The sequence below is a fragment of the Tessaracoccus aquimaris genome (assembly GCF_001997345.1).
In the GTDB taxonomy this organism is placed as follows: domain Bacteria; phylum Actinomycetota; class Actinomycetes; order Propionibacteriales; family Propionibacteriaceae; genus Arachnia; species Arachnia aquimaris.
In genome coordinates, this window is the sequence record NZ_CP019606.1 from 2,377,207 (window position 1) to 2,392,785 (window position 15,579).

A 15,579-nucleotide genomic window follows, 5' to 3' on the forward strand; every position below is an offset into this window, starting at 1 on the left:
GCTCAGGCGTACATCTGCGTGAGGAAGGTTCTCGCCCAGGTGAGGTAGTCGCCGTCGGGCTTCGGGACCAGGATCTGGTCGAGGGCCGACTTGACGGTCGCGCCGGGGTACAGGCGCTGCAGTCGCACCTGCTTCGACTCGGGCAGCGTCATGGGCGAGAACCGGACGACCTTGCCCTGCGGCACGATCTCCTGGATCCCCTTCTCGCGGGCCAGGTTGCGCAGGTGCGCGACCCCGAGGAGCGCCTCGACAGGGTCGGGCAGTTCGCCGTAGCGGTCGACGAGTTCGCCGCGGACCGCCTCGATGTCGGCGTCGTTGCGGATCTCGGCGATCTGCTTGTACATCTCCAACCGCAGCCGCTCGGAGGCGATGTAGTCCTCGGGCAGATGCGCGTCGACGGGGATCTCGACCCGCATCGTCGGCTCGGTCTCGGTGTCGACGCCGCGGTAGCTGGCAACAGCCTCGCCGACCATCCGCAGGTACATGTCGAAGCCGACGCCCTCGATGTGGCCGGACTGATCCTCGCCGAGCAGGTTGCCCGCGCCGCGCAGTTCAAGGTCACGCATCGCGATCGCCATGCCTGCGCCAAGGTCGGTGTTGGCGGCCATCGTCGCGAGTCGCTCGTGGGAGGCCTCCGTCAGCGGCTTGTCCGGCGGATACAGGAAGTAGGCGTAGCCGCGCTCGCGGGATCGACCCACTCGGCCGCGCAACTGGTGCAACTGGGAGAGGCCGAGCAGGTCGGCGCGGTCGATGATGAGCGTGTTGGCGGTCTGGATGTTGAGGCCAGCCTCGACGATGGTGGTGCACACCAGCACGTCGGCGCGACGCTCGCCGAAGTCGAGCATCACCTGCTCCAACCGCTTCTCGCTCATCTGGCCGTGCGCCGTCACGACCCTCGCCTCAGGCACCAGTTCCCGCAGCGTCGCGGCGGTCTTCTCGATCGTGCCGACCCGGTTGTGCAGGAAGAACACCTGACCCTCGCGGGCCAACTCGCGGCGGATGGCGGCCTTGACCTGCGCCTGGTCGTACGGGCCCGCGAACGTGAGGACCGGGTGGCGCTCCTCCGGCGGGGTCGCGATGACGCTCATCTCCCGGATGCCGGTGATGGCGATCTCCAGGGTGCGCGGGATCGGGGTCGCCGACATCGACAGCACATCGACGTCGACGCGCATCGACTTGAGCCGCTCCTTGTGGTCGACGCCGAAGCGCTGCTCCTCGTCGATGATCACCAACCCGAGGTCCTTGTACTGGATCCCGTTGCTGAGCAACCGATGGGTGCCGATCACGACGTCGACCTTGCCCGTGGCGAGGCCGTCGACGACCTTCTTGGCCTCGGCATCGCTCTGGAACCGGGACAACTGCGCCAGGTGCACGGGGAAGCCAGCGAACCGGGACGCGAAGGTCTGGTAGTGCTGTGTGACGAGGAGCGTCGTCGGCACGAGCACCGCGACCTGCTTGCCGTCCTGGACCGCCTTGAACGCGGCGCGCACCGCGATCTCGGTCTTGCCGTAGCCGACGTCGCCGCAGATCAGGCGGTCCATGGGGACGACCTGCTCCATGTCGCCCTTGACCTCGGTGATGGCCGACAACTGGTCGGGCGTCTCGACGTAGTTGAACGCGTCCTCGAGTTCGCGCTGCCACTGCGTGTCGGGGCTGAAGGCGTAGCCCTTCGTCGCCTGCCGGGCGGCGTAGAGCTTGATCAGCTCGGCGGAGATCTCCCGGACGGCCTTGCGGGCCTTCGCCTTGCGCTTGGTCCAGTCGGCGCCGCCCATCTTGTCGAGCGTCGGCGACTCGGAGCCGACGTAGCGGCTGAGCTGGTCGAGTTGGTCCATCGGCACGAACAGCCGGTCGCCCGGTTGGCCGCGCTTCGAGGGCGCGTACTCGATGACGAGGTAGTCGCGGGTGGCGCCTTGCACGACGCGCTGCACCAGTTCGACGAAGCGTCCGACGCCGTGCTGTTCGTGCACGACGGGGTCGCCCGCCTTCAGCTCGAGCGGCTGGATGGTGGCCTTGCGGCGCGACGGGAGCTTGCGCTCGGAGCGGTCGAGGGCCTGCTGGCCGGTGAGTTCGGCCGCGGTGATGACCTCGACCTTCGGCTCGTCGGCGCGCCAGCCCTGCCTGAGCGAGGACAACACGATGGAGATCCGGCCGCGCTTCGGGGGCTCGCTCAGGTCGTCGAGGTGCGCAGAGAGGCCAGCCTCTCCGAGCAGTTCGATCAGGCGCTGCGCCAGGCCGCGGCCCTCGACCACGAGGATGACGTGCCAGCCGGCGTCGATGCGCGCCGCGATGTGGCGGGTCGCGGCCTCGGTGTCGCCGCGGAAGGTCTCGGACGGCCCCACGTCGAGGATCCGGGAGTGGACCGAGTCGGGGTCGAAGTTGGGCTGCTCCGCCTCGCCGTCGTCGTCGTGGGCCGCGAACGGTGAAAGCGACCACCAGCGGTGGCCCTTGTCGAGGGAGTGCTGGCGCACGTCGCCGAGGCTCCAGTAGGCAGATGCCCCGAGGTCGATGGGAGAGGTGCCCCCACCGGCCGCGGCGGCCCAACTCGCCTCGAGAAACTCCTGGCTGGTCTGCACGAGTTCCGCGGCGCGGGCCCGGATCAGCTCCGGGGAGGCCGCCAGCACGAGCGACCCCTTCGGCAGCACGTCGACGAGCAGTTCGAGGCCGTCGACCAGCGCCGGGGTGAGCGCCTCCATGCCCTCGACCGCCTGCCCCTCGGCAATCCGGGCGAGCATGTCGCTCAGCTCTGGGTGCTCTTGCGAGAGTCGCTTGGCGCGGGATCGGACCTGCGGCGTGAGCAGGAGTTCGCGGCAGGGAGGGCAGACCATGGAGGTCGTCGTCTCGCCTGTCGAGCGCTGGTCGGCGACGGTGAAGAAGCGGATCTCGTCCACCTCGTCGCCGAAGAAGTCGACGCGGACGGGGTGCTCGGCTGTTGGCGGAAACACGTCGACGATGCCGCCGCGCACGGCGAACTCGCCGCGCCGTTCGACCATGTCGACGCGGTTGTAGGCGGCGTCGGCCAGATCGGCGAGGAGTTGGCTCAGTTCGTAGGTCTCCCCCACCGCGATGCGGACGGGCGCCATGTCGGCGAGGCCCTTGACCTGGGGCTGCAACACAGAACGGATCGGCGCGACCACCACGCGCGGAGGCGGGAGTTCGTCCTTGCCGGAGAGTCGGCGCAACACCGCCAGGCGTCGTCCGACGGTGTCGGCGCGCGGCGAGAGGCGCTCATGCGGCAGGGTCTCCCAGGCCGGGAAGTAGGCGACGTCGTCCTCGCCGAGCAGCCCGCCGAGTTCGGCCGCGTACTGTTCGGCCTCCCGGTACGTCGACGTGACGAGGAGCACCGTGTTGGCAGACCCCTCGGCGATCGCGGAGCTGAGCAGGGGGAAGAAGGAGGGCACGGCGGTGACGTCGAGCGTCGTGACGCCCGACCTCCTCGAGTCGGCGATCGTCGCGGCAAAGCCGCGGTCCGCCTCGAGCAGTGAGAGGAGCCCTGGATACTTCACGAGTCGTCCTGCCGATGCGTTGGGTTGGGTGAATGCTTGAGCAGTTTCCGTCGCTCGTTAGCCTAAGCGGCAACTGTTAGCGCTGCCATCGTCATCGAGCAACGGAAACTGCTCAATTATCAGCCGTTGAAGCGGTTCTGCGTTGCGGTGAGGCCCTCGCGGATGAGGTATTCGACGGCGTCGGCCGCGACGGCTGCGTCGACCCTCATCTCGTCGGCCTGGGCGGGCTTCAGCTTGTTGAGGACGTAGTCCGCGGCGGGCTGCCTGCCCGGCGGTCGCCCGATGCCGACGCGGACCCGGTGAAAGTCGCCGGTGCCGAGGTGCGCGCGGATCGACTTGAGCCCGTTGTGCCCGTTGTCGCCTCCCCCGGTCTTGACGCGAAGTCGCCCCGCATCGAGATCGAGTTCGTCGTGGATCACGATGACGTGGTCGACGGGGATCTTGTGGAAGGCGGCGATCGCCTTCACGGCCGTGCCCGAGTCGTTCATGAAGGTGGTCGGCTTGGCGAGCACCAGTTTGATCGGCTCAGGGCCGGGCAGGGTGACTGTCGCCACTTCCGCCCGCTGCCTCGAGTTGAGGGAAAAGGAGGAACCGTAGCGATCCGCAAGGTCCGCTACGGCCCAGAAACCGACGTTGTGCCGGGTGAAGTCGTAGGTCGGGCCCGGGTTTCCGAGCCCGACCACGAGGTAGGGAGTGTTCACTCGCCCGCTTCGTCGCCTTCAGCAGCCTCAGCAGCGCCACCCTCGGCGCCCTCTTCAGCCTCGGTCTCCTCGGCCACGGGGATCACGACGACCGACAGCACGAGCGCCTCGGGGTCGGCGTTGGCCTCGACGCCCTCAGGCAGCACGACGTCGGAGACGAGGATCTGCGCGCCGATCTCCAGGCCCTCGATCGAGACCTCGATCTCGTTGGGGATGTTGGTGGCGGGGGCAAGCACGGGCAGCGCGGTGAGGTCGTGGTTGACCATGGAGCCACGCTCGGCTTCGCCGACCAGCAACAGGGCGACGTCGACGGCGACCTTCTCGCCGGCCTTCACCAGGAGGAGGTCGATGTGCTCGATGACCGGGGAGATCGGGTCGCGCTGGACCTGCTTCGGCAGGGCGAGGACGGGCTTCTTCTCACCCTCGATGGAGATCTCGAGCAGGACGTTGGCGGTACGCAGCGCCAGGAAGGCCTCCTGGGCCGAGAGGGCCAGGTGGACGGGATCGGTGCCGTGACCGTAGAGGACCGCGGGGGTCTGGCCAGCGCGACGCAGGCGGCGGGCGGCGCCCTTGCCGAACTCGGTGCGGGTGGTGGCGGTCAGTTTGACGTCTGCCATGGGGGATCTCCTCAAGCTCTGAAACAACGGGGCAATGCAACAAAAGCGGACGCCGAGCGAGGAGCGAGCTAGTCGATCACGGACCCTGGGGGTCCCTCGCCAGGCAACTGGAACAGCTTACCTCAGGAGAATCGGGTGGCCGAAATCGCCCGGGTCGCCCGGTTGGTTGACGCGGGAACGCAGGTCGCACGGGCGGCAATCCGTGTCGACGAGCTCCTGAAACTGAGGCGAACGACGAGACACCGGGCCGACCCGGACGGACGACCGGCGGCCTCAACAACCCGACCACCCGACGCCGAACGCCAGCAACGCGAACCAGCCAAGGAGCCGCCGGGCGACCTCCCAGGCCCGACCGCCACCGACACGAGCAGCGGCAGAACAGCAGCGGAACGCGACGTGCCGGAAGTAACGGCCACTAGCCCTCCAGTCGCCCCGTCCGCGCAGCACGCCAGACTCAGCCAGGGACCCAACGACACACGCCTCCAGGGGCCCGACCCCAACGGGGCGACCGGAAGGGCGCAGGCCGCGGTCGTGAGTACCCACCCGAGCACGGCACCCGACCACAGGCAGACGACCCGACACCGGGCAGACCCGGACGGACGACCGGCGGCCTCAACAACCCGACCACCCGACGACCGGACTCCGGCAACGCGAACCAGCCAAGGAGCCGCCGGGCGACCGGCCGGGGCTGACCGCAACCCAGCGCAGGGCAGCGTCGAGACAACACGGGCTCAGGTAACCGACGCTGCCCGAGACGCACCGAAGGGTCACGAGGTATCGACCGATGAAGCGACGCGCAGCGCCGCGGCATGGCTCAACCAACGGACCCTCTGGCCAGTCCAGGCAAAGACCAACCCCTGACAAGACCGACTGAAAGGTCACGAGGTTTCGACCGATGAAACGACGCTCCGCGTCCCTTCATGGCTCAACCAGCGAACACGACCGATGAAGCGACGCGCAGCGCCGCTGCATGGCTCGACCAACGGATCAGGCCTGGGCGTTGACCTCGTAGGACGTGTTGGTGGCCTCGAAGAAGTTGACGAGCTGGAGGGTGTCGTTTGCCGCGGCCATCCATTTGGCCGGGTTCGCCGTGTTGTAGTGCGGCTCGAAGCCGAGCTCCTCCAGCCGCCGGTCCGCCAGGTACTTCACATAGTCGTTGACGTACTCCGCGTTCAACCCCAGGATCCCGTTCGGCAGCATGTCCCGGTTGTAGCGCTCCTCCATCTCCACCGCGTCGAGGATCATTCCCCGGATCTCGTCCGCGAACTCGTCCGTGGCGACCTCAGGGTTCTCGTCCAACACCGTCAAGATCAGGTTGATCCCGAACTTCAGGTGCAGGCTCTCGTCCCGCACGATCCAGTCGATCAGCGACCCGAAGTTCCGCAGCAGGTTCCGCTGGCGGAACGACAGCGCCACCATGAACCCCGAGTAGAACCAGATCCCCTCCAGGATCACGTTGTAGGCGACCAGGTTCCGCACGAAGTCCCGCTTGCCCTCGACGGTCGAGATGTCGAGCGTCTCCTCCGTCATCCGCTTGATGTAGGCGACCTCGAACTCCTCCTTCGCCGCCATCGACGGCACCGTCACGTGCGACTCGTAGGCCGCCTTCCTGTCGATCGGGAACGTCTCGAGCACGTACTCGAAAGCCATGCAGTGGTTCGCCTCCTCCCACATCTGCTTAGCCAGGTACAGGTGGCACTCGGCGGCGTTCAGGTAGGGGTAGACGCCGAACGCGAGGGCCTTGTTGACCAGCAGCTCGTTCGGGTTGAAGTAGCTCATCAGGTACGTCAGGGCGTGGCGTTCGTCGTCGCTCATCCTGGCGAAGTCGGCGAGGTCCTCGCCGAGCTGGATCTCGTTGGGGAACCAGGTGTTGGCGACCGCCTGGTTGTACAGGTCGTAGGCCCAGGGGTAGGTGACGGGCTTGAGCAGCAGCCCTTCCTGGATGCCGGTGCCGAGGATCGAGGTCATGGTGGATTCTCCTGATGTGGTGGTGGTCACTGGCACGACTCGCACTGCAGGCGTTCCTGCGGGTCGACGGGGCAGCCGGTCTCGTCGACCTCCACCTCGAGCGTGATGGCCGACCCGACGACCGGCAGCAGGGCGGGGGCGGCCACCGCGGCCGAGGCGACAGGTGCGGCGACGGTGGCAGCGGCCGGGCGCGACCCGAACCCACGCCGTCGACCCGAAGACGCCCCCGCCAGGTCGGCGCTCTTGTTGACGGCGACCGTGCTCTGCTCCGCGGTGTGGCGGGGCATCATGTGCAGGTAGTAGGTCGTCTTGACGCCCATCCGCCAGGCGAGTTGGTACAGGTCCACCATGGTCGACACGTTGCGGTCGGCGAGGTAGATGTTGCGGCTGATGGCCTGGTCGATCCACTTCTGGGCGCGCGCCGCGACGTGCAGGAACGACGCCGGATCTACCTGGAAGCTTGTGCGGTAGGTGCGACGCAGTTCCTCCGGGATCCCGTCGACCTTGGCGAGGTCGCCCTGGGCGCGCAGCAGGTCGCCGCGCTTGGCCTCCCACAGACCCAGGCGCTTCAGGTCGGCGACCAGGTTGCGGTTGACCTCCAGGAACTTGCCGGACGAGGTGGCGCGGCTGAAGATCTGGGAGAACTGCGGGTCGAGGCCCGGCGTGGTGCCAGCGACCAGCCCGATCGACGCGGTGGGGGCGACGGCCATCAGGGTCGCGTTGCGCACTCCCCCGGCGACCCGGGCGCGCAGGTGGTCCCAGTCGAGCCGGACGGTGCGGTCGACGTCGACGCTGATGCCACGGTCGCGCTCGAGGCGGTCGAGCGTGTCGATCGGCACGAGGCCCTTCGACCATCCCGATCCCTGGAAGTTGGGGTAGGCGCCACGCTCGGCGGCGAGGTCGCAGGACGCGTCGATGGCGTGCCAAGAAACGAACTCGGTGATCTGGTCGATCAGCGCGTAGGACTCCTCCGAGTCGTACGGGTGTCCGAGCCGCTCGAGGATGTCGGTGAAGCCCATCACGCCCAGCCCGACGGCACGGTTGTCGCGGTTTGCGGTCTCGGCCTCGTAAACCGAGGAGATGGTGATGTCGACGAGGTTGTCGAGTTGGCGCACCGCGGTGCGGACGGTGTCTGCGAGGCCGTCCCAGTCGATGCCGAGCGCGCCTTCGTCGCCGATCAGGTGGCGGGACAGGTTGACCGACGCGAGGTTGCACACGGCGATCGAGTCGCGGTCCTGCGGCAGGCAGATCTCGGTGCAGAGGTTCGACAGGTGGATGGTGCCCGTGTTGTCGTTCAACGCCCGGGTGTTGATCGCGTCCTTCCACGTCAGCCACGGGTGCGACGTCGTCTGCAGCGTGACGAGGATCGACGTGTACTGCTCGCGCGCCTTGACCTTGACGAAGCGGCGCAGTTCGCCTGCCTCGGCCATCGCGACGTACTCGCGGTAGCGCGCGGAGAACTCGGCGCCGTACAACTCGGTCAGGTCGTCGACCTCCAGCGGGTCGAACAGGTACCAGTAGTCGTCGGCGGCCACGCGGGCCATGAACTCGTCGGAGATCCACACTGCGGTGTTGGCGGTGCGGGTGCGGCGGTAGGGGTCGCCGGAGTTCTGCCGCAGGTCGAGGAACTGCGGGAAGTCGAGGTGCCAGTTCTCCATGTAGAAGCACAGTGCGCCGAACTTCTTCCCGCCCCGCGACACGGCCCGCAGCGTCGAGTCGATGGTGTGCATGAACGGGATCGGCCCGGTCGAGGTGGTGTTGTTGGAGCGGATCGGCGACCCCTCGCTGCGCAGCTTCGACACCGAGAGCCCGATGCCGCCGGTGCCCTTCGTCAGCCACATCACGTCGCGCACCGACTTGGCGATGTGCTCGATGTCGTCCTCCATCTGCATCACGAAGCAGTTGGAGAGCTGCGCGTAAGCGGTACCGGCGTTGACGAGGGTCGATCCGGCCGCAAGGTAGCGCAGTCTGCTCATCGCCTCGTAGAAGCCAAGCGCGGTGGCGGTCGGGTCGATCTCGTTGAGGGAGAGCCCCATGGCCACTCGCATCCAGAAGAACTGCGGGACCTCGAGCACCTGCCGCCCTTCGCCCTGCAGGAGGTACCTGTTGCGCATCGTCTGGACGCCGATGTAGCGCAGCAGGTCGTCGCGCTCGGGGCGCAGCGCCGACGCGAGCGCGGGCAGGTCGAACATCTCGGCGAGCCGCGTGTCGAGGAGACCGCTCGCGACGCCTCGCTCGATGCAGCCGGGAAAGTGCTCGACGTGCAGCGCGCGGACCGTCTCGGGGGCGCCGTCACCGAAGAGGTCGTGCGTGTCGCCGAAGACCTGCTTGTAGAGGTGCTTGGTCAACAGCCGCGCCGCGATGGTGTCGAAGGCGGGATCGTCCTTGACGTTGCCGAGCGCCACCTGGATGACGGCCTCGTCGAGCTGGCTTGTGGAGATGCCGTCGAAGAGGGTGATCTCGACCTCGGAGCGAAGCTGGACGGCCTGCGTGACGGCATCGTCAAGGCCGCGCGCGGCGTCGGCGATGGAGGTGGCGACCTCGGCGCCGTCGTACGGGGTCAGCGATCCGTCCCTCTTGAGGACGCGGATATCGGTCGGTGTGCTCATGGACGTTCCTCGAGAGTCGTTAGCCGCGACCCGCGACCCGTCTCGTCGCCCACCGGCGCCCGCCTCACGGCGCGGCCGACACGCGCCTTTCCCACGAGGCCACGAATCAGACCCCGAGGTTTCGGGGCCACACCTGGCAGGTCTTCGGACTCACGAGCACACCCTGAGGCACCTACTGGCCGTCGCTTCCCGGGACGTGGTCCCAGTGCTTCTGACGGCGGTCGTTCTCATTCACCGCTGCGGGGCAGTTCCGGACTCTCACCGGATTCCCTCTTGGCCACCCTTCGGTGGAACCAAGTGCGAGATTGAGCATATATGCCACTTCGACCACCTGTCCACTACTACATGTAGATTTGCCGCCGTTCTGGGGGCGGCGATCGACGTCCTGGGCCCATCGGGAACACCGCCCACTCCGCAGCGCCGCCTTTGGCCGCGCCGACCATCACGCCGGGTGCGGAGGTGGACGCACCCCTGGGCCGGATGCGTCTGGCACCGACATGACCCTAGAGTGACGCCGTACACGACAGACCTGGGGAGGCGCGATGGCACGGCTGAGCATGCGTGACGTCGCGGCACGCGCACAGGTCTCCATCGGCACGGTCTCCAATGTCGTCAACAACCCCGACATCGTCCTTCCCGCCACGCGCGAGAAGGTGCAGCAGGCCATCGCCGATCTGGGCTGGGTCCCAAACCAGCAGGCCCAGCAACTGCGGGCAGGGCGAGGGCGGACGATCGGCCTGGCCGTGATGGACGTCACCAACCCATTCTTCGCGGACCTGCTGCGGGCCGCTCAGGACGTGTTGTTCGCCCACGGCTTCCACGCGACCATCGGCGATGCCAACATCGACGAGGCGCGCCAGACCGCGATTCTGCGCACCTTCCTGCAGCAGAGGGTGCGAGGCGTGATCCTCGGCCCGATCGGGCCGCAACCGTTGGAGGTGGCGGCGCTCGCAAAGGCGCACATCCCGACGGTGCTCGTCGACCGCGCGGCCGACTCGGTCGAGTGCTGCGCCGTCGGCGTCGACGACGTGGCGGGCGGCAGGATCGCCGTCGAACATCTCGTCTCCCAGGGGCACCGCAGGGTCGCCTTCGTCGGCGGGCCCAGTTCGTTGAAACAGATCCAGGACCGCCTCGAGGGGGCGCAGGCCGCGGCGCTCGACGGCGGCGCCGACCTGCTGTCCATCTCCGTCCCGCAGTTGGACTTCGCCTCTGGCCGCCTGGCTGCCGATCAGGTCGTTCTGATGGACCCCCGCGCCCGGCCGACCGGGGTCTTCTGCGCCAACGACCTGGTGGCGATCGCGTTCCTGCAGGGGCTCACCGCGCAGGGACTCCGCGTCCCGGACGACATCGCCATCGTCGGCTACGACAACATCGACTTCGCCGCGGCGGCCGCCGTCCCTCTCTCTTCTGTCGCCCAGCCACGCCAGGATCTCGGCAGGACCGCAGCCGACCTCCTGCTCGCCGAGATCGCCGACGCCGACGCGGACCGCGACCACGTGCACACGTCAGTGAGCTTCACCCCCACCCTTGTCGTCCGGGCCTCCAGCGCCCTCACCCGCTAGCACCGGAAAGGCTGGCCCGCGGGTCTCGCGTTGAGCAGCATTCCGGCCTCGATCGACGACACGCCGAGAGAAACCGCTCTCTAGAGCAACGAACCAGGACTACTGCTCAACGCCTTCCCCTGCCATCCCCACCGCCACGAAGGCACGCTTGACGCGCTCCCGAGATGGGCTGTAGCGTGTGCTCTATTGAAACGATTCAACCTCCAGCGCGGGAGTGCAGATGACCGACTTCGATTCCATCACCGACCAGTTGGCCGAACAGGCCATCGAGGTGCCCTCGTGGGCGTACGGCAACTCGGGGACCCGCTTCCGGGTCTTCACGACGCCCGGCACGCCCCGAACCGTCTTCGAGAAACTCGCAGACGCGGCCCAGGTGAACGCCTACACGGGTCTGGCGCCGAAGGTCGCGCTGCACTATCCCTGGGACAAGGTCGACGACTGGAGCGAGGTCGTCGACTTTGCGGCCGAGGTCGGCGTCGGGCTCGGCACGGTCAACTCGAACACCTTCCAGGACGAGGACTACAAGTTCGGCAGCCTCGCCCACCACGACCCGGCCGTTAGGCAGAAGGCGATCGACCACCACCTCGAGTGCATCGAGATCATGGACAAGATCGGCTCACGCGACCTGAAGATCTGGCTCGCCGACGGCACCAACTACCCCGGGCAGGGCGACATCCGCCGCCGCCAGGACTGGCTCGCCGACTCGCTCGCCAAGATCTACGCCCACATCGGCCCCGAACAGCGCCTCGTGCTCGAGTACAAGTTCTTCGAGCCGTCGTTCTACCACACCGACGTCCCCGACTGGGGCACGTCGTACACGCAGGTCGCCGCGCTGGGTGAGCGCGCCGTCGTCTGCCTCGACACGGGCCATCACGCACCCGGCACCAACATCGAGTTCATCGTCGCCCAACTCCTGCGGCTCGGGAAGCTCGGCTCGTTCGACTTCAACTCGCGGTTCTACGCGGACGACGACCTGATCGTCGGCGCGGCCGACCCGTTCCAGTTGTTCCGGATCCTGTGGGAGGTGCGCCGCGGCGGCGGCTTCGAGAAGTCGACCGGCGTTGCCTTCATGCTGGATCAGTGCCACAACATCGAGGACAAGATCCCGGGCCAGATCCGCTCCGTCCTCAACGTGCAGGAGATGACGGCGCGGGCCCTGATGGTCGACGCCGACGCCCTCGAGGCCGCTCAACTGGCTGGCGATGTGCTCGGCGCCAACGAGATCCTGATGGACGCGTTCTACACAGACGTCCGGCCGCAGCTCGCCCAATGGCGCGCGTCGCGCGGCTTCCCCGCCGACCCCATGAATGCCTTCGCGGACTCGGGCTACCTGGCCAGGATCGCCGAGGAGCGCGTCGGGGGCACGCAGGCCGGCTGGGGCGCCTGAGTTGCCCGCCTCGGTCATCGCGGTCGACCTTGGCGCGACGAGCGGCCGCGTCGTGCTGTGCACGCTGCGCGACGCCAGGATCGGCCTGACCGAGGTCCATCGCTTCTCCACCGCGGCCCGCCGCACTGACGACGGGCTGCGGCTCGACGCGGGCGCGCTGCTGGCCGACGTCCAGGAGGGCATCGGTAAGGCGCTCGAGGCGGCGCCTGACGGGGTCGCCTCCGTGGGCATCGACTGCTGGGCCGTCGACTACGGGCTGCTGGGAGCCGACGGCCTGCTTGGCGACCCGTTCAACTACCGCGACGAGCGCACCACCCGCGGTAAGGCCGAGGTCGACCGGCTGATCTCCCCCGCCGAGTTGTACGCCCGCGTCGGGATCCAGGACAACGCCATCAATACCGTCAACCAACTGGCCGACGACAAGCTCGCGGGCAGGCTCGACGCGGCCGCTATGTTCCTGCTGCTGCCCGACCTGATCGGCTATTGGCTGACGGGTCGCGCGGTCGCCGAACGCACCAACGCGTCGACCACCTCGCTGCTGGACCCGGTCGGCCGCGGCTGGGACTGGCCGCTGATCGACCGGCTCGGGCTGCCGCGTCGGATCTTCCCGGAACTGGTCGACCCTGGCACCGTCGTCGGGCCGATCACCGTCGGCCCCGCCGCAGGCATCCCCCTGATCGCGGTCGGCTCGCACGACACCGCATCCGCCGTGGTCGGCGCGCCGCTCACGGGGCCCTCCGACGCCTACCTGTCGTCTGGCACCTGGTCGCTGATCGGCATGGAACTCGACGCGCCGATCCTCACCGAGGCCTCCCGCGCGTCGAACCTCACCAACGAGGCAGGCGTCGACGCCACCATCCGGTACCTCAAGAACGTGATGGGCATGTGGCTGCTGTCAGAGGCGCAGCGCACCTGGGCCGACCAAGGCCTCGCTACCTCGGTCGCCGACCTGATCGCGGCGGCCGCCCAGATCGACGACGCGGTCCACTTCGACGCGACCGACCCCTCGCTGCTCCACCCAGGCGACATGCCCGGCCGGATCCGGGCGCTCGCGGGCGACGACCCGCGACTCGAGGATCCGGCGTTCCTGGCCCGCAGCATCTTCGAGTCACTCGCCGACGCCTACGCCGACACGCTCGCCGAACTCGAGGCCCTGACGGGAACCAGGCCCCGACGGCTCGTCGTGGTCGGCGGCGGCTCACACAACGCGCTCCTGAACCAACTGACGGCCGACCGCACCGGGCTGGAGGTCAGCGCGGGTCCCGCCGAGGCGACCGCGATCGGCAACGCACTCATCCAGGCCCGCGCCGTCGGCCTCGTCACGGGCACCCTCACCGACCTCAGAAGGATCGTCATGGCCTCCGCAGAACTGACCACCCACCTCCCGGACCCTAAGGCGGCCATCACCAGGCTCAGCAACGAGTTCGGCGCCGATCCCGCCTTCGTGCGCGCCGGGGGCGGCAACTCCTCGGCCAAGGTCGATGGCGTGATGTGGATCAAGCCGAGCGGCGTCTCGATGGCCGACATCTCCGCCGAGGACCTCGTCCCCCTCGACCTCGACGTCCTCAACGGATCGCTCGCGGCGCCCGACCCCGACCCGGCACTCGGCGACCCCGTCAACCACATCGCGGCCCTCGCCCGCCGCGACGACGGCCCCCGCCGCCCGTCCGTTGAGATCCTCTTCCACGCGCTGATCCCCGACACCTACGTGCTGCACACGCACCCGCTGCTCATCAACGCCGTCACCTGCAACGAGGACGGGGTCGCGCTGACCCGTTCGCTGTTCGGCGACGACGTGCTGTGGGTCGAGTACGTGGACCCCGGCCTGCCGCTGGCCCGGCTCGTTAAGCAGCGCCGCGACGAGTTCACGGAGCGCACGGGCCAGGTTCCGCCGAAGGCGACCTTCCTGATGAACCACGGCCTGATCGTCGCGAGCGACGACCCGGAGGAGGTGCGCTCCATCAGCCGCGACATCCTTGCCAGGATCACCGACGCGCTGGCGCAGGCCCCCGCTACCGACGACGATCCGGCCGTTGCAGACGACGGCCGTTCGACGTCCGCCGAGACCCAGCGGGCCGCCGATGAGGGCCATCCCACTCGGGCCGTCTGGAGCGACGACCTGATCGCGCTCGCGGTCGCCTTCAAGGCGGCGGTCGGCGCCAGCCACGTAGCGCTCGACGGCGACGCTCTCGCGTCGACCTACCCCGCGACGGAGAGGGGCGGCGCCTACCTGTCGGCCGGGCCGCTGATCCCCGACCAGATCGTCTACTCCGGCTCCTTCCCCGTTGTGCTTCGGGCTGGCGAGCCGGTCGCCACGACGGTCGCCCGGTTCGCGGCCGAGCGTGGATCGGCGCCGGTGATCGCCGTCGCGCCCGGGCTCGGCGTGATCGCCGCGGGCGATTCCGAGAAGTCGGCGACGACTGCCTTGGAGGTCTTCACGGACGCGCTGACGGTCGTCGAGGCGGCCAACCGGCTGGGCACGGTGCGCGCCATGGACGAGCGGGAGCGCTCCTTCATCGAGACGTGGGAGGCCGAGGCCTACCGCAAGCAGGTCGCCAACACCTGACGCGCACTGGATAACGGAGCGGTCACGAGGTTTCGACCGATGCCGGCCGCCGACCGCGGGTTGAGCCACGCCACCGCCGGTTGAGCCGCGCCTAGGCGCGCAGCGCCGCAGCGCCCGCCGACCGTGGGTTGAGCCGCGCCAAGGCGCGAAGCGCCGCAGCTCGCGTCGAAACCAACCACCAGCGACAGGCCTACCCGACCACAATCGGACCCCTCGACAAGCTCGGGGAACGAGGTCGCTGCGAACCTCACCAGGTTTCGACCGATGTCGACCGCTCCGCGCCCAACATGGCTCAACCAGCACGCCGCGGGTTGAGCCGCGCCTAGGCGCGCAGCGCCGCGACGCGCGTCGAAACCAACTTCCGCCCGCGCAGAGACCCGACCCTAGACCCTGGACGCCTCGCGAGGGTTTCGACCGATGTCGGCCGCTCCGCGCCCGACATGGCTCAACCAACGGCTCCAAGGCGCGAAGCGCCGCAGCGCCCGCCGACCGCGGGTTGAGCCGCGCCAAGGCGCGAAGCGCCGCAACGCGCGTCGAAACCAACTCCCGCCCGCGCGCAGAGCCGACCTCAATCGGACCCCTCGACAAACTCGGGGAACGGGGTCCCTGCGAACCGCACGAGGTCTCGACCGATGCCAGCCGCTCCGCGCCTGCCATGGCTCAACC

General features: G+C 68.5%; 8 protein-coding genes and 1 riboswitch. Of the genes, 3 read left to right on the forward strand and 5 right to left on the reverse strand.

The features are described from left to right. Nucleotides 1-2: 2 nt before the first annotated feature. From mfd to BW730_RS11210, 5 genes are all read right to left on the reverse strand, one after another. Nucleotides 3-3,503 (reverse strand): transcription-repair coupling factor, encoded by a 3,501-nt coding sequence (gene mfd / locus BW730_RS11190; RefSeq protein ID WP_077686304.1) that lies wholly within the window; start codon nucleotides 3,501-3,503, stop codon nucleotides 3-5. Between the two features lie 119 nt (nucleotides 3,504-3,622). Further along, nucleotides 3,623-4,204: an aminoacyl-tRNA hydrolase gene (gene pth / locus BW730_RS11195; protein WP_077686305.1), complete on the reverse strand. Its 582-nt coding sequence runs from the start codon at nucleotides 4,202-4,204 to the stop codon at nucleotides 3,623-3,625. Then, complete coding sequence (locus BW730_RS11200) at nucleotides 4,201-4,821, reverse strand: 50S ribosomal protein L25/general stress protein Ctc (RefSeq protein ID WP_077686306.1); 621 nt, start codon at nucleotides 4,819-4,821, stop codon at nucleotides 4,201-4,203. Before BW730_RS11200 ends, pth begins: the two co-directional genes overlap by 4 nt. Before the next feature lie 987 nt (nucleotides 4,822-5,808). Beyond that, nucleotides 5,809-6,789 (reverse strand): ribonucleotide-diphosphate reductase subunit beta, encoded by a 981-nt coding sequence (locus tag BW730_RS11205; RefSeq protein WP_077686307.1) that lies wholly within the window; start codon nucleotides 6,787-6,789, stop codon nucleotides 5,809-5,811. Between the two features lie 26 nt (nucleotides 6,790-6,815). Further along, nucleotides 6,816-9,398 (reverse strand): ribonucleoside-diphosphate reductase subunit alpha, encoded by a 2,583-nt coding sequence (locus BW730_RS11210; RefSeq protein ID WP_077686308.1) that lies wholly within the window; start codon nucleotides 9,396-9,398, stop codon nucleotides 6,816-6,818. Nucleotides 9,399-9,516: 118 nt separating this feature from the next. Further along, a riboswitch (cobalamin riboswitch) is annotated at nucleotides 9,517-9,711 on the reverse strand. 229 nt (nucleotides 9,712-9,940) lie between these two features. Here BW730_RS11210 and BW730_RS11215 point away from each other — a divergent pair. The 3 genes from BW730_RS11215 (at nucleotide 9,941) to BW730_RS18570 (ending at nucleotide 14,913) form a co-directional block, all read left to right on the forward strand. Further along, nucleotides 9,941-10,960: a LacI family DNA-binding transcriptional regulator gene (locus tag BW730_RS11215; RefSeq protein WP_077686309.1), complete on the forward strand. Its 1,020-nt coding sequence runs from the start codon at nucleotides 9,941-9,943 to the stop codon at nucleotides 10,958-10,960. Nucleotides 10,961-11,180: 220 nt separating this feature from the next. Further along, nucleotides 11,181-12,347, forward strand: a complete 1,167-nt coding sequence (gene rhaI / locus BW730_RS11220) for an L-rhamnose isomerase (protein ID WP_077686310.1) — start codon at nucleotides 11,181-11,183, stop codon at nucleotides 12,345-12,347. Between the two features lies 1 nt (nucleotide 12,348). Then, nucleotides 12,349-14,913, forward strand: a complete 2,565-nt coding sequence (locus BW730_RS18570) for an FGGY-family carbohydrate kinase (protein ID WP_226996742.1) — start codon at nucleotides 12,349-12,351, stop codon at nucleotides 14,911-14,913. Nucleotides 14,914-15,579: the final 666 nt, after the last annotated feature.